16 protein-coding genes and 2 pseudogenes are annotated in these 18335 nt (G+C 63.6%); 7 read left to right on the top strand and 11 right to left on the bottom strand.

Annotated elements, in window-relative coordinates; genetic code table 11:
• The first annotated feature begins 87 nt into the window (after window positions 1-87).
• Window positions 88-2815: pseudogene (gene acnA, locus CU110_RS01530) on the top strand (aconitate hydratase AcnA).
• Between the two features lie 152 nt (window positions 2816-2967).
• On the opposite strand, the gene CU110_RS01525 reads toward acnA, so the two are convergent.
• The 11 genes from CU110_RS01525 to radC all read right to left on the bottom strand — a co-directional run bounded on the left by CU110_RS01525 (window position 2968) and on the right by radC (window position 13252).
• Window positions 2968-4647, bottom strand: a complete 1680-nt coding sequence (locus CU110_RS01525; protein WP_077377790.1) for an NAD-dependent malic enzyme — start codon at window positions 4645-4647, stop codon at window positions 2968-2970.
• Between the two features lie 311 nt (window positions 4648-4958).
• Window positions 4959-6203 (bottom strand): YeeE/YedE family protein, encoded by a 1245-nt coding sequence (locus CU110_RS01520; protein WP_084207811.1) that lies wholly within the window; start codon window positions 6201-6203, stop codon window positions 4959-4961.
• A gap of 11 nt (window positions 6204-6214) precedes the next feature.
• Window positions 6215-7228: a tryptophan--tRNA ligase gene (locus tag CU110_RS01515; protein WP_084207810.1), complete on the bottom strand. Its 1014-nt coding sequence runs from the start codon at window positions 7226-7228 to the stop codon at window positions 6215-6217.
• A 32-nt stretch (window positions 7229-7260) separates the two neighbouring features.
• Entirely contained in the window at window positions 7261-8382 is a 1122-nt protein-coding gene (gene ald, locus CU110_RS01510; protein WP_084207809.1) for an alanine dehydrogenase, read from the bottom strand.
• A 143-nt stretch (window positions 8383-8525) separates the two neighbouring features.
• Window positions 8526-8966: a thioesterase family protein gene (locus CU110_RS01505; protein WP_127734389.1), complete on the bottom strand. Its 441-nt coding sequence runs from the start codon at window positions 8964-8966 to the stop codon at window positions 8526-8528.
• A 9-nt stretch (window positions 8967-8975) separates the two neighbouring features.
• The gene (locus tag CU110_RS01500; RefSeq protein ID WP_077377775.1) at window positions 8976-9332 is read right to left on the bottom strand and encodes a DUF2007 domain-containing protein; all 357 of its coding nucleotides are present in this window, start codon (window positions 9330-9332) and stop codon (window positions 8976-8978) included.
• Window positions 9333-9476: 144 nt separating this feature from the next.
• Window positions 9477-10676: a class I SAM-dependent rRNA methyltransferase gene (locus CU110_RS01495; protein ID WP_205632721.1), complete on the bottom strand. Its 1200-nt coding sequence runs from the start codon at window positions 10674-10676 to the stop codon at window positions 9477-9479.
• A 111-nt stretch (window positions 10677-10787) separates the two neighbouring features.
• Window positions 10788-11603: a bifunctional DNA-formamidopyrimidine glycosylase/DNA-(apurinic or apyrimidinic site) lyase gene (mutM, locus tag CU110_RS01490; protein WP_054556537.1), complete on the bottom strand. Its 816-nt coding sequence runs from the start codon at window positions 11601-11603 to the stop codon at window positions 10788-10790.
• Between the two features lie 156 nt (window positions 11604-11759).
• Window positions 11760-11915 (bottom strand): 50S ribosomal protein L33, encoded by a 156-nt coding sequence (gene rpmG / locus CU110_RS01485; protein ID WP_016417370.1) that lies wholly within the window; start codon window positions 11913-11915, stop codon window positions 11760-11762.
• Between the two features lie 92 nt (window positions 11916-12007).
• Complete coding sequence (gene rpmB / locus CU110_RS01480; protein ID WP_043336270.1) at window positions 12008-12244, bottom strand: 50S ribosomal protein L28; 237 nt, start codon at window positions 12242-12244, stop codon at window positions 12008-12010.
• Between the two features lie 333 nt (window positions 12245-12577).
• Window positions 12578-13252, bottom strand: coding sequence for a DNA repair protein RadC (gene radC / locus CU110_RS01475; protein WP_077377769.1), 675 nt, complete (start codon window positions 13250-13252; stop codon window positions 12578-12580).
• Between radC and CU110_RS16445 the strand changes: the two are divergent.
• The 6 genes and pseudogenes from CU110_RS16445 to slmA all read left to right on the top strand — a co-directional run.
• Window positions 13245-13808 (top strand): annotated as a pseudogene (locus CU110_RS16445) (flavoprotein); the annotation flags it as partial. The gene radC and the pseudogene CU110_RS16445 sit on opposite strands and share 8 nt — an antisense overlap.
• Window positions 13809-13905: 97 nt before the next feature.
• Entirely contained in the window at window positions 13906-14673 is a 768-nt protein-coding gene (locus CU110_RS16440; protein WP_240665437.1) for a phosphopantothenoylcysteine decarboxylase, read from the top strand.
• Complete coding sequence (gene dut / locus CU110_RS01465; protein ID WP_077377766.1) at window positions 14674-15132, top strand: dUTP diphosphatase; 459 nt, start codon at window positions 14674-14676, stop codon at window positions 15130-15132. It abuts the gene before it with no gap.
• A gap of 31 nt (window positions 15133-15163) precedes the next feature.
• Complete coding sequence (locus CU110_RS01460) at window positions 15164-16546, top strand: phosphomannomutase/phosphoglucomutase (protein ID WP_084207806.1); 1383 nt, start codon at window positions 15164-15166, stop codon at window positions 16544-16546.
• A 36-nt stretch (window positions 16547-16582) separates the two neighbouring features.
• A complete protein-coding gene (argB, locus tag CU110_RS01455) occupies window positions 16583-17500 on the top strand; it encodes an acetylglutamate kinase (RefSeq protein ID WP_084207805.1) in 918 nt (305 codons plus the stop codon).
• A 115-nt stretch (window positions 17501-17615) separates the two neighbouring features.
• Window positions 17616-18233, top strand: coding sequence for a nucleoid occlusion factor SlmA (gene slmA, locus CU110_RS01450; RefSeq protein ID WP_077377757.1), 618 nt, complete (start codon window positions 17616-17618; stop codon window positions 18231-18233).
• Window positions 18234-18335 lie beyond the last annotated feature (102 nt).

Genomic DNA, 18335 nt, shown 5'->3' with positions numbered 1-18335 from the left:
ACGCACCTGTTGGATGACACATCAGCAGTCTGGCCGGTGAAGACAACGACAAGGAGGAGAATCATGGGTTCCCAGCGCTCTCAGTCACTGGATTCGCTCAATACCCTCTCCGAACTGCAGGTCGGAGACAGGCAATATCACTACTACTCGCTCAAGAAGGCCGCCGAGTCGCTTGGCGACCTGACGCGACTGCCCTTCACGCTCAAGGTGTTGCTGGAGAACCAGCTGCGCTTCGAGGATGGTGACACTGCCACCAAGGACGACATCAAGGCGCTGGCCGACTGGCAGAAGACCGCCTCCAGCACTCATGAGATCGGCTATCGCCCGGCCCGGGTGCTGATGCAGGATTTCACCGGTGTGCCCGGGGTCGTCGACCTGGCCTCCATGCGTGACGCCGTCAAGACACTGGGCGCGAACCCCGAGAAGGTCAATCCGCTGACCCCGGTGGATCTGGTCATCGACCACTCGGTGATGGTGGATCACTACGGCGACCCGAGCGCCTTCAAGGACAACGTGCGCATCGAGATGGAGCGCAACCGCGAGCGCTACGAGTTTCTGCGCTGGGGCCAGCAGGCCTTCGACAACTTCTCCGTCGTCCCGCCGGGTACCGGCATCTGCCACCAGGTAAATCTGGAATATCTCGGTCGCGCCGTCTTCACCCGCGAGGAAGATGGCAAGACGCTCGCCTACCCTGACACCCTGGTCGGCACCGACTCCCACACCACCATGATCAATGGCCTGGGCGTGCTGGGCTGGGGTGTCGGCGGGATCGAGGCGGAAGCCGCGATGCTCGGCCAGCCGGTCTCGATGCTGATTCCGGAAGTGGTCGGCTTCAAGCTGACCGGCAAGCTCAACGAAGGCATCACCGCGACGGACCTGGTGCTGACCGTCACCCAGATGCTGAGAAGCCGTGGCGTGGTCGGCAAGTTCGTCGAGTTCTACGGTGATGGCCTGGACGACCTGCCACTGGCGGACCGCGCGACCATCGCCAACATGGCGCCGGAATATGGTGCCACCTGCGGCTTCTTCCCACTGGATGACGAGACGCTCAACTACATGCGTCTGTCCGGCCGCTCCGATGAACAGGTCGCGTTGGTCGAAGCCTATGCCAAGGAGCAGGGTCTGTGGCGTGAGCCGGGCCATGAGCCGATCTTCTCCGACACCCTGGAGCTGGACATGGGTGAGGTCGTCGCCTCTCTGGCCGGCCCCAAGCGTCCGCAGGATCGCGTCGCGCTCACCGACATCAAGCAGACCTTCGAGAAGATCCTCGATGACCAGCTGGGTCAGATTCCCGCGGTCGAGGACGGCAAATGGCTGTCCGAGGGTGGCCAGACCGCCGTCGATGTCGAGCAGAGCTAGAGAACACGAGAAGGATACCGACTACAGCGAGCTGGACGGCGAGACCTTCCGTCTCGATCACGGGGACGTGGTCATCGCCGCCATCACGTCCTGCACCAACACCTCCAACCCCAGCGTGATGCTGGCGGCAGGCCTGGTGGCCCGCAAGGCACGCGAGAAAGGCCTGCGCACCAAGCCATGGGTCAAGACTTCTCTGGCACCGGGTTCCAAGGTCGTCACCGACTATCTCGCCTCGGCGGGGGTTCAGGATGACCTCAACGAGCTGGGCTTCAATCTGGTCGGTTATGGCTGCACGACCTGCATCGGCAACTCCGGCCCGCTGCCGGACCCTGTCGAAGCCGCCATCAACGAGCGTGACCTGACGGTCGCCTCGGTGCTGTCGGGCAACCGCAACTTCGAGGGTCGCGTGCATCCCAACGTCCGCACCAACTGGCTGGCGTCACCGCCCCTGGTGGTGGCCTACGCCCTCGCCGGCACCGTGCGCACCGACCTCTCCAAGGAGCCGCTGGGCAAGGACAACGACGGCAACGATGTCTTCCTCAAGGACATCTGGCCCACCCAGGCGGAAATCGCCACGGCCGTCGAACAGGTACGCACCGAGATGTACCGCAAGGAGTACGCTGAAGTCTTCGACGGCGACGAGACCTGGCAGGCCATCGAGGTACCGGAAGCCGAGGTGTATGAGTGGAAGGATTCCACCTACATCCAGCATCCGCCGTTCTTCGAAGGCATGGAGCGCGAGCCAAAGGCCGTGCAGGACGTCGAGAACGCTCGCGTGCTGGCCATGCTCGGCGATTCGGTGACCACTGACCACATCTCACCGGCCGGTGCCATCAAGCCGGACAGCCCGGCGGGTCGCTACCTCAAGGAGAACGGCGTCGAGGTCAAGGACTTCAACTCCTATGGCTCACGTCGCGGCAACCATGAGGTGATGATGCGCGGCACCTTCGCCAACGTGCGCATCCGCAACGAGATGCTCGATGGCGTCGAGGGCGGCGAGACACGCCACGTGCCCTCCGGCGAGCAGATGGCCATCTACGATGCCGCCATGAAGTATGCCGAGGAAGGCACGCCACTGGTGGTGGTCGCGGGCAAGGAGTACGGCACCGGCTCCTCACGTGACTGGGCCGCCAAGGGCACCCTGCTGCTGGGCGTGCGTGCGGTGATTGCCGAGTCCTATGAGCGCATCCACCGCTCCAACCTGATCGGCATGGGCGTGGTGCCGCTGCAGTTCCCCGAAGGCGAAAGCCGCCAGTCTCTCGGCCTGACCGGTGATGAGGAAATCAGCATCAGCGGTCTGAATGACCTGACGGCCGGCGGCAAGGTCCAGGTCACCTTCAAGAGCGACAAGGGTGAGCAGAAGATCGAGGCGCTGTGCCGCATCGATACTGACAACGAGCTGGAGTACTACCGCCACGGCGGCATCCTCCACTACGTGCTGCGCGGCATGCTGTAACCCGCCAGCCGCTGACCGCAGCGCTGACCGCAATACAAAAGCCCCCGCAGGCATGGCCTGCGGGGGCTTCTTCATTTGCACACTCTGTTTCAGGCAACCTGTTTCAGGCAATCTGCTTCATGCGCTCACTGACGGCGCAGGCGCAGGCGCGATCAGAACGCCTTGCGACGGTAGGCGCGGTAACGCGGCTGCCAGAAGTTCTTCTCGATGTTGGCCTGGATGATCTCATCGCTGGAGGTCAGCGCCACACCATCGGCCTGGGCCTGACGTGCTACATCAAAGGCGATCTGACGGCTGATGTCCTGGATGTCGCCCAGCGACGGCAGCAGCGCGCCCTCGCCCTTCAGGACGATGGGAGCGTTGTTGGCCAGCGCGTTGGCGGCGGCCATCAGCATGTTGTCGGTGATGCGTGAGGCGCTGGATGCCAGCACACCGAGACCGATGCCCGGGAAGATGTAGGCATTGTTGCACTGGGCAATCGCGTGGGTGTGGCCGTTGTGCTCGACCGGCGCGAACGGGCTGCCAGTGGCGACCAGTGCCTTGCCGTCGGTCCACTCGATGACTTCCGCCGGGGTCGCTTCGACGCGTGAGGTCGGGTTGGACAGCGGCATCACCAGCGGGCTCTCGCAACCGGCCTGCACGGCACGGATCACGTCTTCGCTGAACAGGCCACGCTGGCCGGAGACACCGATCAGCACGCTCGGCCTGGCGGCCTTGACCACATCCAGCAGGCCGCGGTCACCGAAGTCGGCCACGCTCTCGACGTCGTGAGCCAGACGGCTCTGGAAGTCGTAGAGGCCTTCCATGTCGCTGGTCAGCAGGCCGAAGCGATCGACCATGAAGACACGCTTGCGGGCCTCGGCCTCGTCCATGCCTTCCTTGACCATCGCCACCACGATCATCTCGGCGATGCCACAACCGGCACTGCCGGCACCCAGGAAGGTCACGCGCTGGTCGGAGAGCTTCTCGCCCTTGGCCTTGCAGGCCGCCATCAGGGTCGCGACCACGACGGAGGCGGTGCCCTGGATGTCGTCATTGAAGCAGCAGACTTCATCGCGGTAACGCTCGAGCAGCGGCATGGCATTGGCCTGCGCGAAGTCCTCGAACTGGATCATGGCCTTTGGCCAGCGACGCTTCACGGCTGTGATGAACTCGGCCACGAAGGCGTTGTAGTCATCACCGGTGACGCGCTCGTGACGCCAGCCCATGTAGCGCGGGTCGTCGAGCAGCTTCTGGTTGTTGGTGCCCAGATCCAGCGAGATCGGCAGGGTATAGGCCGGGCTGATGCCGCCACAGGCGGTGTACAGCGACAGCTTGCCGATGGGGATGCCCATGCCGCCGATGCCCTGATCGCCCAGCCCCAGGATACGCTCGCCATCGGTGACGACGATGACCTTGACGTTGTCCTTGGTCGCGGAGCGCAGGATGTCATCCATGTGCTCGCGGTCCGGGTAGGAGATGAACAGGCCACGGTGGTTGCGGTAGATGTTGGAGAACTCCTCGCACGCCTGACCGACGGTCGGGGTGTAGATGATCGGCATCATCTCCTCGAGGTGCTCCTCGATCACGCGGAAGAACAGGGTCTCGTTGTCGTCCTGCACCGAGCGCAACAGGATGTGCTTGTCGAGGTCGGTGGCGCACTGCTGATACTGGCTGTAGACGCGCGCGACCTGCTCTTCGATGCTCTCGACATTCTGCGGCAGCAGGCCCATCAGATTGAAGCTGACACGCTCCTCGAGGCTGAAGGCGCTGCCCTTGTTGAGCAGCGGCATCTCGAGCAGGCTCGGGCCGGCGTAGGGAACGTACAGGGCGCGCTTGGAAGTATCCGTCATGGCGAGACTCTTGAATCAGTGGGGACGACCTCACGCTCGGCAAGCTTCTCGGCATGCCGGCAGACACGCGCAGCATGCCCGCTGAAGCACCGCAGAAGACCTGCTGGCAACCGGGCGTCCGAGGGACCTTTCGACGTGCAGTTTCCACGTGCGAACAAGGCATGATGATAGCACGCGCAGTGCTATCTCCGGCAGCCTGTGCAGGGCCGACGTGCGTTGCGCAGACAAGGGTGCTGCATGACGAGAAACGCCCCGCTCATCCCCCTGACGGGGAAGGAGAGAGGCGTTCGCGGTCACGTGCGGGGAATGGCTCAGGCCAGATCGGCGCGCGATGCCGGCTTGCGCGGCGCAAGCGCGAAGAACGGGCGCAGCTTCACGCCCAGCATGTTGCCGGCGAAGGCCATCACCAGCCACAGCCAGCCATGCAGACTGCCGGAGGAGATGCCACCGAAGTAGGCACCGATGTTGCAGCCGAAGGCCAGGCGCGCGCCGTAGCCCAACAGCAGACCACCCAGCACGGCAGCCACCACCGAGCGCAGCGGAATGTTCCACTTCGGCGCGAACTTGCCGGCCAGCAGTGCCGCCGCCAGCGCCCCCACCACGATACCGATGTTCATCACCGTGGTGATGTCTTGATAGAGCGGTGCGGCCAGCGCCTTGGCATTGCCCGCCGCCTGCCAGTAGCCCCAGTCACTGACATCGAAGCCCAGCGCGGTATAGGCCTTGGTGCCCCACAGCGCGAAGGCTGAGGTGATGCCCCAGGGACGACCAGCCAGCGCCAGCGTCACGAAGTTGAGCAGCGCCAGCGCCACGGCTCCCGCCAGCAGCGGCCAGGGACCCCGCAGAAAGCGTGACAGACCACGCGGCTGACTGTCGGTCACGGTGGCCTTCTCGAGCTCACCGTGACGGCGCTTCTCCAGCGTGCGTGTCACCACCACGATGATGGCGAACAGCACCAGGCTGACGATGATGCCACCCAGCGCGCCGAAGCTGTCCACCAGCGAGACGGCGGGCAGCGACGGCAGGCTCTGCCACCAGCTGAAGTGCGCGGTGCCGATCACCGAGCCGACGCAGAAGAAGATCAGGGTGATCACCATGCGCGCATTGCCGCCACCGACGGTGAACAGCGTGCCCGAGGCGCAGCCGCCGCCCAGCTGCATGCCGAGCCCGAACAGGAAGGCACCGACCACCACCGAGATACCCAGCGGCGAGACGAAGCCGGAGACCTCCTGCCCCCACAGGCTGCCCGAGGCCAGCACCGGGAAGAACAGCACCACGGCGATCGCCAGCATCAGCATCTGGGCACGCAGGCCGCGTCCTCGGCGCTCGGTGATGAAGACTCGCCAGGCGGAGGTGAAGCCGAAGGCCGCGTGGTAGAGCACCACGCCCAGCGCGCCCCCCACCAGCAGCAGAAAGCCCTGGCGCCAGCCGGACACCATCCCCAGCAGGATGGCAGCCACCACCAGCAAGCCTCCGGCCAGAATGGCCTTCGGGTTGATGGCGGTCGTCGGCAGGCCGGACTGGCTGGCCTTGCCGGGTATCGCATCGTGACTCATGTCTTGCTCCTTTACACGAAGTTGCCCAGACCGACGGCACGACGCAGGCGCTCCATCATCGGCGCGGCCTCATCGCGCGCACGCTCGGCACCACGCTTGAGGATGGCTTCGACATGTGCCGGATCTTCCATCAGCTCGACGTAACGCTCACGCGGCGCCTTGAGATGGTCGTTCAGGTATTCGAACAGCTGATTCTTGGCATCGCCCCAGCCAATGCCGGCGGCGTACTGCTCACGCATGGCGGCGACTTCCGCCTCGGTGGCGAAGGCCGAATAGATCTGGAACAGCGAACAGGTATCCGGGTCCTTCGGCTCCCCCGGCTCCAGCGAATTGGTCTTGATCTTGCGCACGCTCTTGAGCAGCTGCTTCTCGGTGCCGAACAGCGGAATGGTGTTGTTGTAGCTCTTGGACATCTTGCGGCCATCGAGGCCCAGCAGCAGCTGGGATTTCTCGTCGGTCACCGCCTCGGGCATGGTGAAGTAGTTGCCCTTGAAGAGGTGGTTGAAGCGCCCGGCCATGTCACGCGCCATCTCGATATGCTGGATCTGGTCACGCCCCACCGGCACCTTGTGGGCATTGAACATCAGGATGTCCGCCGCCATCAGCACCGGATAGCTGAACAGCCCCATGCTGATGCCACGATCCACGTCCTCGATGCCCGCTTCCTCGTTCTCGGCCACGGCGCCCTTGTAGGCATGCGCACGGTTCATCAGGCCCTTGGCGCAGACACAGTTGAGCAACCACATCAGCTCCGGAATCTCCGGCACATCCGACTGGCGATAGAAGATGGCGTTGTCGGTGTCCAGCCCCAGCGCCAGCCAGGTGGCGGCGATCTCACGGCGGGATTCCTGCACGCGCTTCGGGTCCTGACACTTGATCAGAGCATGGAAATCGGCGAGGAAATAGAAGGACTGGACCGTCGGGTCCTGACTGGCCTCGATGGCGGGCTTGATGGCGCCGACATAGTTGCCGAGGTGAGGGGTGCCGGTGGTCGTGATGCCGGTAAGAACGCGGGTCTTGGTCATGGATGCACTTCTTGGGCGTCTGAGTCGGGGAGTCAGCCCTTTGCCAGGGCATCTTCCAGCGAGATCACCGGCATGCCGAAGGCAGCGCCGACTTCCGCAATCGTCAGCTGGCCGGCATGCACGTTGAGGCCTGCCGCGAAGTGACGATCTTCCCGCAATACCTTGCGATAGCCGCCATTGGCGAGCTTCACCACATAAGGCAGCGTCGCGCTGGTGAGTGCCTGGGTCGAGGTACGCGCCACGGCCCCCGGCATGTTGGCCACGCAATAATGCACGACACCATCGACGAGATAGGTCGGTTCCGCATGGGTCGTGGCGCGACTGGTCTCGAAACATCCGCCCTGATCGATCGCGACATCCACCAGTACCGCACCGGGCATCATGTTGCGCAGATGCTCGCGACGGATCAGCTTGGGAGCTGCGGCACCGGGCACGAGCACGGCCCCGATGATCAATGCCGAATGGCGTACCGCCTCATCCAGCGCCTCGGATGTCGAATAGACCGTACGAATCTGTCCCTGATAGCGGTGATCCAGCGTCTCGAGGCGGTTCAATGACGTATCGAGAATCACCACCTCGGCGCCCAGCCCCAGCGCCATGCGCGCCGCATTCTCCCCCACCACGCCGCCGCCGATCACCGTGACCCGCGCCGGTGGCACGCCAGGCACACCGGGCAACAGCACCCCCATCCCGCCTTGCGCCTTCTCCAGCGCATGCGCGCCGGCCTGGATCGCCATGCGCCCGGCAACGCGACTCATGGGTGCCAGCAGCGGCAGACCACCGGCGATGTCGGTGATGGTCTCGTAGGCAATCGCGGTCACCCCGCTATCCAGCAGGCTTTCGGTCAGCTCACGGGCGGCGGCCAGATGCAGGTAGGTGAACAATGTCTGGCCGCTGGTGAGACGCGCCACCTCGGCCGGCTGAGGCTCCTTGACCTTGAGTATCAGCTCGGCCTCACGAAAGACCTGCTCGACATCCGATTCAAGACGAGCCCCGACCCCCTGGTACTCGGCGTCACTGAACCCACTGCCCTCACCCGCACCACGCTCGACGATGACGTCATGGCCATGGGCAATCAGCTCTCGCACCCCGGCGGGCGTCAGAGCGACACGGTATTCGTGGTTCTTGATTTCCTTCGGCACGGCGATCTGCATAACGAGCTCCTTGCACTGCTGGCGGAATACGGCGATGTCATCTCGACACCTCCTACAAGCACAGCAGACTCGTCAGCGTCGCGCCAATCAGATGCCAGCAAGATTCACCAAAACACGACAGCAATGCAGTGGAATGCAGGGAATCATCGTTGGCTGGCAGCATCCTCGCTCACCAGCGCCGCCGAATAGCATTCACGGTAAGCCTCGGGCATGCGTCTGGCTCGCCCACTCGAGAGTTCGATGCAGACGAAGCGCGTGCGCGCCTCCAACAGCGTCAGGCCATCCGAGCAACGACGCAGCTGAAAGCGGCGCGTCAGGCTCAGGCGGCCATCGCACGCCACCAGCCAGGTGGCCAGCATCAGCGAATCGCCAAGCCGTGCGCTGGCCAGATAGTCGATCTCGTGACGATGCACCACCATGCCACGATCCTGGGCACGATAGTGTTCAAGGCCCAGCCCCAACGCTTCGGAATGCGCCCAGCTGATTCTCTCCAGCCAGCGCACGTATTCGGCATTGTTGACATGGCCATAGCCATCCAGCGCCTCGACACTTACCGCGATCGGCAGCAGGAAGGGAGACGGCAGCGCCCACCCTCATGCCACGAACTCCGTGTCGTCATCCTGCTCGCGGGGCCCTGCATCATCACGCATGGGCGCACTGGCACCGCAGGACCAGCATTCACTGAAGCTGCCTTCGAGGCGCTCCCCGCAGGCGCACTGCCAATCCGGCTGCGCAGGCGCGGCCTCGATATGCGCCAGCAGCTGGCGAGCGCGGGCGAGGTTGTGCTCGGCAACCCACAATTGCGGCTCGCAATCGTTGACGGGCAACTCCCCGGCTGCCGAACCCAGCAGACGGTTGCGCAGCTCGCACGGGATACCTTCGCTTTCCAGAAGGTTGCGCCAGTGATCCAGCAGCACGAGATTGTGATGGGATGTCAGTCGTCGATACATGCCGTCAGACTATCAGAGTCCGGGCGCTACGGAAGCCATCAACGACAACGCCGCCCCGAAGGGCGGCGTTGTCGTTCGTGCCAAAGGACACGTTCATCGCTCGCGATCCCGATCGCGCTCCTGGTCGCGACCCGAGACTCGATCTCAGTCGCGATAGACCCGCACACCGAGCGCCTTGAGGTAGGAGGTCTCGGGGATGGACGGGTGCACCGGGTGGTCGCTGGCCTGATGGCCCTGGAAGATGACCTGACCGTGGCGGTCCTGGTGACGCACGGCGCCGCGCACCACATCCATCAGGCGCTCCGGCGCCAGATGCATGGAGCAGGAGCCGGACATCAGCAGACCGTCGCGGCCCAGCAGGCGCATGGCTTCACGGTTGAGGCGTGCATAGGCACGCTCACCATTGGTGATGTCCTTGCGCTTGCGGATGAAGGCGGGCGGATCCGCGATGATGACGTCGAACTGCTCGCCTTCCGCGCGCAGGGCCGTCAGTGCCTCGAAGACATCCGACTCCGCGATGGAGACGCGATCCTCGACACCGTTGAGCACGGCGTTGCCCGAGACTCGCTCAAGTGCCGCACCGGAGGCGTCGACACACAGCACTTCGCTGGCGCCATGCGCCGCCGCCTGCACACCCCAGCCACCGACGTAGCTGAACAGGTCCAGCACGCGCTTGCCTGCCACCTGACGATTCAGCCAGGCACGGTTGTCGCGGTGATCATAGAACCAGCCGGTCTTCTGGCCATCCAGTACCGGCGCGCTGAACTGGACCCCATTCTCTTCCAGCAGCACGCTTTCCGGCAGCTCGCCATAGACGACTTCGACGTTGCGCTCGAGCTGTTCCTGACGGCGACCGCTGGAATCGTTCTTGAACACGATGGCGGTCGGCTTGACGACCTTCAAGAGCGCATCGACGATCACTTCCGCCAGTCGCTCCATGCCGAAGGTGTTGAGCTGGCAGACCAGCACGTCGTCGAAGCGATCGACGATCAGACCCGGCAGCAGGTCGCCCTCGCCGTGGACCAGACGGTAGAACGGCTTGTCATAGAGGCTCTCGCGCAGTGACAGCGCCTGGTTGAAGCGATGCACCAGCAGCGAGCGGTCCAGACGCTGTTCCGGGTTGCGCGAGACGATACGCGCGCAGATCAGCGAGTTCGGGTTGACGTAGGCAACGCCCATCGCGCGGCCGTTGCTGGCCTCGATGATCGCCTGGGCGCCCGGTTCGAAATTCTTGAGCGGCGTCGCGACGGTATCGACTTCATTGGAGTACAGCCACAGATGGCCAGCCTTGAGGCGGCGATCAGCATTCTTCTTCAGGCGCAGACGTTCAGTCACGGGAATCATCCATAAGACAGGGAAAGGGACAGGACGACGACAGGGCGCGCCCGAATGGGGCCATTCTAGTCGTCATGGCGGCCCCGGTCACGGAGCCTCCGGTCAAGTGATCATCCGGCACTAGCTCTGGCAATGAGGGCAGAAGCAACTGGCACGCTGCCCGAGCACCAGGCTCATGATCTCATGGCCACACTCGCGGCAGGGCTCGCCCCCTCGCCCATAGACGTTGAGGCGCTGGGCGAAGTAGCCGGGCTTGCCATCACCACCGACGAAATCACGCAAGGTGGTACCGCCTTGCTCGATGGCGGCCGCCAGCACGCTGCGTGAGGCCTCGGCGAGGCGCTCATATTCCTCCAGGGAGGTCTCCCCCGCCGGACGACGCGGGTCGATGCCGGCCATGAAGAGCGCCTCACTGGCGTAGATGTTGCCCACGCCGACCACATTGGCGTTGTCCATCAGGAAAGGCTTGATCGCCACGCGTCGCTTGCGCGAGCGCGCGAAGAGAAGCTCACCGGTGAAGGCGTCCGACAAGGGCTCCGGCCCGAGCCTCGCCAGACGTGTGTCAGCGTGCGGGTCACCGCGCACGAAGTCGACGAAACCGAAGCGACGCGGGTCGTGATAGCGCAACACCTGGCCATTGCCCAGCACCACATCGACATGGTCATGCGTACGGGGCGGCGTGCCGATGGGTACCAGCCTCAGACTGCCGGACATGCCCAGATGCCAGAGCAGGTGGCCATCGGCGATCGGCAACAGCAGGTACTTGGCACGGCGCGAGAGCTCACCGAAACGCTGCCCCACCAGCCACTCCGCCAGCTCACTCGGTACTGGCGTGCGCAGCCGTGGCTGACGCACGATCACCTCGGTGACCTCCTGGCCCTCGACCAATGGTGCGATACCACGGCGAGTCGTCTCGACTTCCGGTAATTCGGGCATGCTTCCTCCTCGACTGACCGCCAGACGCACAACAGGGTGACGACAGAAGCCGCCACCCTGTTGCAGGATGCCCGGAACTCCGACATCCAGATACTCGAAAACCCGGTCAGGACCGGGTTTTCGAGGGTTCCGACAGCACGCTGGCGGGAGACAAGATCACTTGATCTTGGCTTCCTTGTACATCACGTGCTTGCGAACGACCGGATCGTACTTCTTGAATTCAAGCTTGTCCGGAGTGTTACGCTTGTTCTTGTCGGTGGTGTAGAAGTGGCCAGTACCGGCACTTGACACCAACTTGATCTTGTCACGCATTTTCAGTTTCCTTCCACAGTCGCATTCACCGAACGATTGAGAGCGTTGCCCTCGGCTCGGTTGCCATTGCTACAGGGGCTGTCTTCTAGTGTTTAGAAGCGCTCGCCACGTGCAGTGAGGTCCTTGAGGACTTCGTCGATACCCTTCTTGTCAATGATGCGCATGCCCTTGGTAGAGACGCGCAGCTTGACGAAGCGCTGCTGGGATTCAACCCAGAAACGGTGGGTGTGCAGGTTCGGCAGGAACCGGCGACGAGTCTTGCGCTGGGAGTGAGAAACGTTGTTACCAGTCACCGGGCGCTTGCCGGTAACCTGACATACTTTGGACATTGGAGCCTCCAACCGCTGCGTTGGCTAAGTTGTTCAAAACCTGTCGGGCAAACCGGAAGTGGCAGGCGCCGCCTCATGCCCTGATTTCAAAGTGTGTTACGTCCATTCCGGAAGACAAGCTTCAGGGTACTGGAACGTGCAGGCGCAGCATTTTACCCGAAGAGGAACGCGAAAGCACGCCCAAGACGGATTTTTTTCGCCAACACGCCTTAGCCAGACGCTGTCACTCAGCCAATGTCGGCCAGAGTGGTCGCGAATTCTGTGGTGGGTGGTACGGGAGGCGCAACATTACCACAATCGACGCCCTGTTTTGCAATCCCTGCGATGCCTGGCTCACAACCAGCCACGCTCGGCGAAGGAGATCACCTCGCCGTCCCCCACCACGAAGTGATCCAGCACCCGGATATCGAAAAGCCCCAACGCCTCTTCCAGGCGCTGGGTGATACGACGATCGGCATCACTGGGCTCCGCCACTCCGGAGGGATGGTTGTGGGCGAGTATCAAGGCGCCCGCGTTGAGCGCCAGCGCCCGCTTGACCACTTCGCGCGGGTAGACGGCAGCAGCATCCAGCGTGCCGGTGAAGAGTGTCTCGAAGCGAATGACGCGATGCTGACTATCCAGGAAGAGTGCGGCGAAGACCTCATGTGGCAGATCACGCAGATGAGAGGAGAGGTAGCGCCGTACCAGCAGCGGTGAGGTCAATGCCGCCCCGCGCATCAACAGGCTTTCCAGATGTCGACGGGACAGCTCCAGCGACGCCTGCAACTGTACGTACTTGGCATCTCCCAGGCCTCGCGCGGCACAGAAATCCTGCTGACTGGCTTCCAGCAGTGGGCGCAGCCCGCCGAAGGTGGTCAACAGGTCGCGCGCCAGGTCCACCGCCGAACGTCCCTTGATTCCCACTCGCAGGAAGATTGCCAGCAACTCGGCATCTGATAGCGCAGCAGCCCCCGATGACAGAAGCTTCTCACGGGGCCGCTCCCCGATTGGCCACTCCCTGATGCCCATGCACATTCTCCTCGCGACAGACGGCGTGCCCGGCCAGCGACGCTACGCAAGGTTGCATCACGGTGATATGGTAGAGGACACCATGCACTCACTCGCCGGACGGCGCATTCTGCTGGGCATCAGCGGCGGTATCGCAGCGTACAAGGCGGCGCTCATCACTCGTCTGCTGAAAAAGGCCGGGTGCGAGGTACGCGTCGCCATGACCGAAGGTGCCCAGGCCTTCATCACGCCGTTGACCCTGCAGGCGCTGTCGGGCAATCCCGTGCATACCTCGCTGCTCGATCCTGAGGCAGAGGCCGGCATGGGACATATCGAGCTGGCGCGTTGGGCGGAGGTCATTCTCATCGCCCCCGCCACTGCCGACCTCATGGCCCGCCTGGCCCATGGCCGTGCCGATGATCTGATCACTACCCTGTGCCTGGCCAACAACGCACGCTGGGTCGTGGCCCCGGCGATGAATCAGGCGATGTGGGCGCACCCTGCCACCCAGCGCAACGCCCGGCAGCTCAGTGCCGATGGCTGGACGCTGCTCGGCCCGGCCAGCGGCGAACAGGCGTGCGGCGACGTGGGAGCCGGGCGCATGCTCGAGCCAGAAGAGATCGTCGCCGGTCTGAGCGAGCTGCTCGACGAGGGCGAAGGGCGAGCCGGCACCATTGCCGGCAGCGGGCCTGACCATCACCATCACCGCCGGTCCGACCCGGGAAGCGCTGGATCCGGTGCGCTATCTGAGCAATCACAGCTCCGGAAAGATGGGGTATGCCCTGGCCAGCGAAGCCGCGGCACTGGGCGCAAGAGTTCGCCTGATCAGTGGGCCTGTCGCCCTGCCCACACCGCCTGGCGTCGAGCGCATCGATGTCGAGTCAGCCTTGCAGATGCAAGGCGCTGCCGAAGCGGCGCTGCAGGATAGCCAGGTCTTCATCGGCTGCGCCGCCGTCGCCGACTTCCGACCTGCCGCTGTCGCCGAGCACAAGCTCAAGAAGCAGGTCGGCGAAGAACAGATGCAGGTCCATCTGATCCGCAATCCCGATATCATTGCCGGCATTGCCGAGCAGAGTCAGGCGCGGCGCGCCAACGGACAGCCCGCTCCGCTGGTGGTCGGCTTCGCCGCCGAGACTCGCGATGTCCTTCGCTATGCCCGCGACAAGCTGACACGCAAGCGTCTCGACATGATCGTGGCCAATGACGTCAGCACCCCGGGACTGGGGTTCGGCAGTGACAGCAATGCCGCCACCCTGGTGTGGCGACGCCCCGGCCAGGCAAATGACAGACTGCATGAACAGGCCATCGCAGCCTGCCCCAAGATTGCGCTGGCGCGTGCGATTCTCGAGCGCGCACTGGCACTGCATCAAGACGGCGCCCTCCATGGTGCCGCCAATTTGAACATGGCGACCTCCGCCATCGATGACCAGGAAACACCTTAGATGACCCGCCCCCGGCTCGAACTCAAGATCCTCGACGAGCGCGTTCGCGATTACCCGCTACCCCACCATGCGACTCCCGGCAGTGCCGGCATGGACCTGCGCGCACTGCTGGATGCCCCGCTGACACTGGCCCCGGGCGCCTGTGAGCTGGTGCGTACCGGCCTGGCGATCCACATCGCCGACCCCGCACTGGCCGGCATGATCCTGCCGCGCTCCGGTCTGGGGCATAAACACGGCATCGTGCTGGGCAATCTGGTCGGTCTGATCGATTCCGACTACCAGGGCGAACTGATGATCTCGGTCTGGAACCGCGGCGACAGCGAGTTCGTGCTGGAACCCGGTGAGCGACTGGCACAGTACGTGCTAGTCCCGGTTGTACAGGCCGAACTGGTCGAGGTCACGGAATTCGAGGCCAGCCAGCGCGGTGAAGGCGGCTTTGGCCATTCTGGTCGTCATTGATCACGATTGATTCAACCGACAGGGATGCACCATGAGTCAGGTACCCGCTTCAATTTTTCGCGCCTACGACATCCGTGGCATCGTGGATGAGACCCTCACCGAAGACGGCGTGCGCGCCATCGGCCAATCCATCGGTAGCGAAGCCGCGGCACGCGGTGAGTCCACCGTCGTGGTCGCCCGCGATGGTCGCCTCTCCGGCCCGCGCCTGTCCAAGGCGCTGATTGCCGGCCTGCGCGATGCCGGCCGTGATGTCATCGACATCGGCATGGTGCCGACCCCGGTGCTCTACTACGCCACCAATATCCTGGAAGGCACCCGCTCCGGCGTGATGCTGACCGGCAGCCACAACCCGGCCAATTACAACGGTCTGAAGATCGTGCTGGCGGGTGAGACCCTGTCCGGCGACACCATCACCGACCTTTATCGCCGCCTGCAGGAAGGCGATCTGGCGCAAGGCGAAGGTAGCCTGCGTGAAGAAGACGTGCGCGAACGCTACCTGGATCAGATTACCGGCGACGTGGTCGTCAAGCGCCCGCTCAAGGCAGTGGTCGATTGCGGCAATGGCGTGGCTGGTGAGCTGGGCCCGGAGCTGATCCGTCGCCTCGGCGTCGAGACCATCCCGCTGTTCGAGGAGATCGATGGCAACTTCCCGAACCATCACCCGGACCCGGGCAAGCCGGAGAACCTGCAGGACCTGATCAGAACCATGCAGGAAACCGGCGCGGACATCGGTCTGGCCTTCGATGGCGACGGCGATCGCCTCGGCGTCGTCACGCCCAAGGGCGAGATCCTGTATCCCGACCGTCTGATGATGGCACTGTCGGAAGACCTCATTGAACGTGTACCGGGCGCGCGCATCATCTTCGACGTCAAGTGCACCGGCAACCTGGCCACCGTGATCGAGAAGGCGGGAGGCACACCGGAAATGTGGCGCACCGGCCACTCCCTGATCAAGGCGCGCATGAAGGAAACCGGCGCGGCCCTGGCCGGCGAGATGAGCGGCCACATCTTCTTCAAGGAGCGTTGGTTCGGCTTCGACGATGGCCTCTACGGCGCGGCGCGTCTGCTGGAAATCCTCGCCAAGCAGGATGTCGATGCCGACACCTTCTTCGCACGCTATCCGCAGGATCTGGGCACCCCCGAGATCAACGTGGAAGTGACCGATGAGACCAAGTTCGCTATCGTCGAGCGACTGGCCAGCGAAGGTGACTTCGGTGACGACGGCGTGAAGACCACGCTGGATGGCATTCGCGTCGACTACGCCGACGGCTGGGGCCTGTGCCGCGCCTCCAACACCACACCGGTGCTGGTACTGCGCTTCGAAGGCAAGTCAGAGGCGGCGCTGGAGCGCATCAAGGACAGCTTCCGCGCCGCACTGAAGCAGGCCGAGCCAAGCATCACCGCCCCGTTCTGATCCTTTCGGACCCAATTTCTGTGGAGTGATACGTTGATGAGCCACGCCAACCGCGACCCGCACCAGGTGGTCGAGGTCCTGTCCGAAGCCCTGCCCTATATCCAGCAGTTCTCGGGCAAGACCGTGGTGGTCAAATACGGCGGCAACGCCATGACCGAAGATACCTTGATCGACTCCTTTGCCCGCGACATGGTGCTGATGAAGGAAGTCGGCATCAACCCGGTGGTCGTGCACGGTGGCGGCCCTCAGATCGGCGCCCTGCTCAAGAAGCTGAACATCGAATCACGCTTCGTCGACGGCATGCGCGTGACCGACTCAGAGACCATGGATGTGGTCGAGATGGTACTGGGCGGCCTGGTCAACAAGGGCATCGTCAATCTGATCAACCAGTGCGGCGGCAAGGCCATCGGCGTCACCGGCAAGGACAGCGGCCAGATTCGCGCGCGTCAGCTCAAGGTCACCCGCCACATGCCGGGCATGAATGCCTCGGAAATCATCGATATCGGTCACGTCGGTGAAGTCGAGCATGTCTCGACGGATCTGATCGAGCTGCTGACCCGCAATGACTTCATTCCGGTGATCGCGCCGATCGGCGTCGACGATGAGGGACGCAGCTACAATATCAATGCCGACCTGGTCGCCGGCAAGGTCGCAGAAGCGCTGGGGGCGGAGAAGCTGATGCTGCTGACCAACGTCGCCGGCCTTCTGAACGCCGAGGGCGAAGTCATGACGGGGCTGACCACCGAAGCGGTGGATGGACTCATCGAGGATGGCACCATCTATGGCGGCATGCTGCCCAAGATCAGCTGCGCGCTGGATGCCGTCAAGCAGGGCGTGCGCAGTGCACACATCATCGATGGTCGCGTACCGCATGCCACCCTGCTGGAAATCTTCACCAATGCCGGTGTCGGCACCTTGATCAGCAATGCTGATCCGGACACCTCCAAGGCATGAAGAGCATAAAGCCGGGGCCAGACTTCCGGTGATTCGCGCGAGGCCAGCGACACGCCTCAGGACACGGACCCGCCCGCAGCACATCGCTGCAGGCCGCGAGAAATGACAAGATTCCATGACGCAGGCGAATCCAAAACAATCACGTCGCGAACAGATCCTCCAGGCACTTGCCTTGATGCTGGAAGAGGACAGCGGCAAACGTATCACCACCGCGGCATTGGCACGTCAGGTCGGCGTCTCCGAGGCTGCACTCTATCGTCACTTCCCCAGCAAGGCGCGCATGTTCGAAGGGCTGATCGAGTTCATCGAGAGCACCCTGTTCGAGCGCATCGCGCTGATTCTGCAGGACAACGATACGGCTCATGCCAGGGTGCACCATATCCTGAGCCTGCTGCTTGGCTTTGCCGAGAAGAATCCCGGACTGTGCCGCCTGCTCAACGGCGATGCCCTGACCGGGGAGACGGCTCGTCTGCGCGTGCGCATGGCGCAGCTGTTCGAACGTCTCGAGACCCAGCTCAAGCAGGTACTGCGCGAGGCCGAGCCTCGTGAAGGCCTGCGGCCTGCCATTACCGTGACAGCCGCAGCCAATCTCCTGCTGGCCAGTGCCGAAGGCCGCATCGGACAGTATGTCCGCAGCGACTATCGCAAGCGACCCACCGAGCACTGGGAAGAACAGTGGAGACTGTTGAGTCGCGACCTGCTGCTGAGCAGCCAGGAGCGGATTGCCGTCTGACGGCCCATAACGCTCGACGATGGCCGTCGCCGTCATCGGGCGCGCCAGCAGGTAGCCCTGATAACTGTCGCAGCGCAATCGCTTGAGCCCCTCGAACTGCGC

The organism is Cobetia sp. ICG0124, assembly GCF_004006355.1.
Classification (GTDB): Bacteria; Pseudomonadota; Gammaproteobacteria; order Pseudomonadales; family Halomonadaceae; genus Cobetia; species Cobetia marina.
Note: the sequence above shows the minus strand (reverse complement) of the source record. Positions and strands in the feature narration are given on the sequence as shown.

Coding starts and splice junctions, on each gene's coding strand:
- radC (WP_077377769.1), bottom strand. CDS start 13,252: ATGGGCATCAGGGAGTGGCCAATCGGGGAGCGGCCCCGTGAGAAGCTT.
- CU110_RS01460 (WP_084207806.1), top strand. CDS start 15,164: ATGAGTCAGGTACCCGCTTCAATTTTTCGCGCCTACGACATCCGTGGC.
- rpmG (WP_016417370.1), bottom strand. CDS start 11,915: ATGCGTGACAAGATCAAGTTGGTGTCAAGTGCCGGTACTGGCCACTTC.
- CU110_RS01525 (WP_077377790.1), bottom strand. CDS start 4,647: ATGACGGATACTTCCAAGCGCGCCCTGTACGTTCCCTACGCCGGCCCG.
- CU110_RS01515 (WP_084207810.1), bottom strand. CDS start 7,228: ATGACCAAGACCCGCGTTCTTACCGGCATCACGACCACCGGCACCCCT.
- CU110_RS01520 (WP_084207811.1), bottom strand. CDS start 6,203: ATGAGTCACGATGCGATACCCGGCAAGGCCAGCCAGTCCGGCCTGCCG.
- ald (WP_084207809.1), bottom strand. CDS start 8,382: ATGCAGATCGCCGTGCCGAAGGAAATCAAGAACCACGAATACCGTGTC.
- CU110_RS01500 (WP_077377775.1), bottom strand. CDS start 9,332: ATGTATCGACGACTGACATCCCATCACAATCTCGTGCTGCTGGATCAC.
- argB (WP_084207805.1), top strand. CDS start 16,583: ATGAGCCACGCCAACCGCGACCCGCACCAGGTGGTCGAGGTCCTGTCC.
- mutM (WP_054556537.1), bottom strand. CDS start 11,603: ATGCCCGAATTACCGGAAGTCGAGACGACTCGCCGTGGTATCGCACCA.
- rpmB (WP_043336270.1), bottom strand. CDS start 12,244: ATGTCCAAAGTATGTCAGGTTACCGGCAAGCGCCCGGTGACTGGTAAC.
- dut (WP_077377766.1), top strand. CDS start 14,674: ATGACCCGCCCCCGGCTCGAACTCAAGATCCTCGACGAGCGCGTTCGC.
- CU110_RS01495 (WP_205632721.1), bottom strand. CDS start 10,676: ATGATTCCCGTGACTGAACGTCTGCGCCTGAAGAAGAATGCTGATCGC.
- slmA (WP_077377757.1), top strand. CDS start 17,616: ATGACGCAGGCGAATCCAAAACAATCACGTCGCGAACAGATCCTCCAG.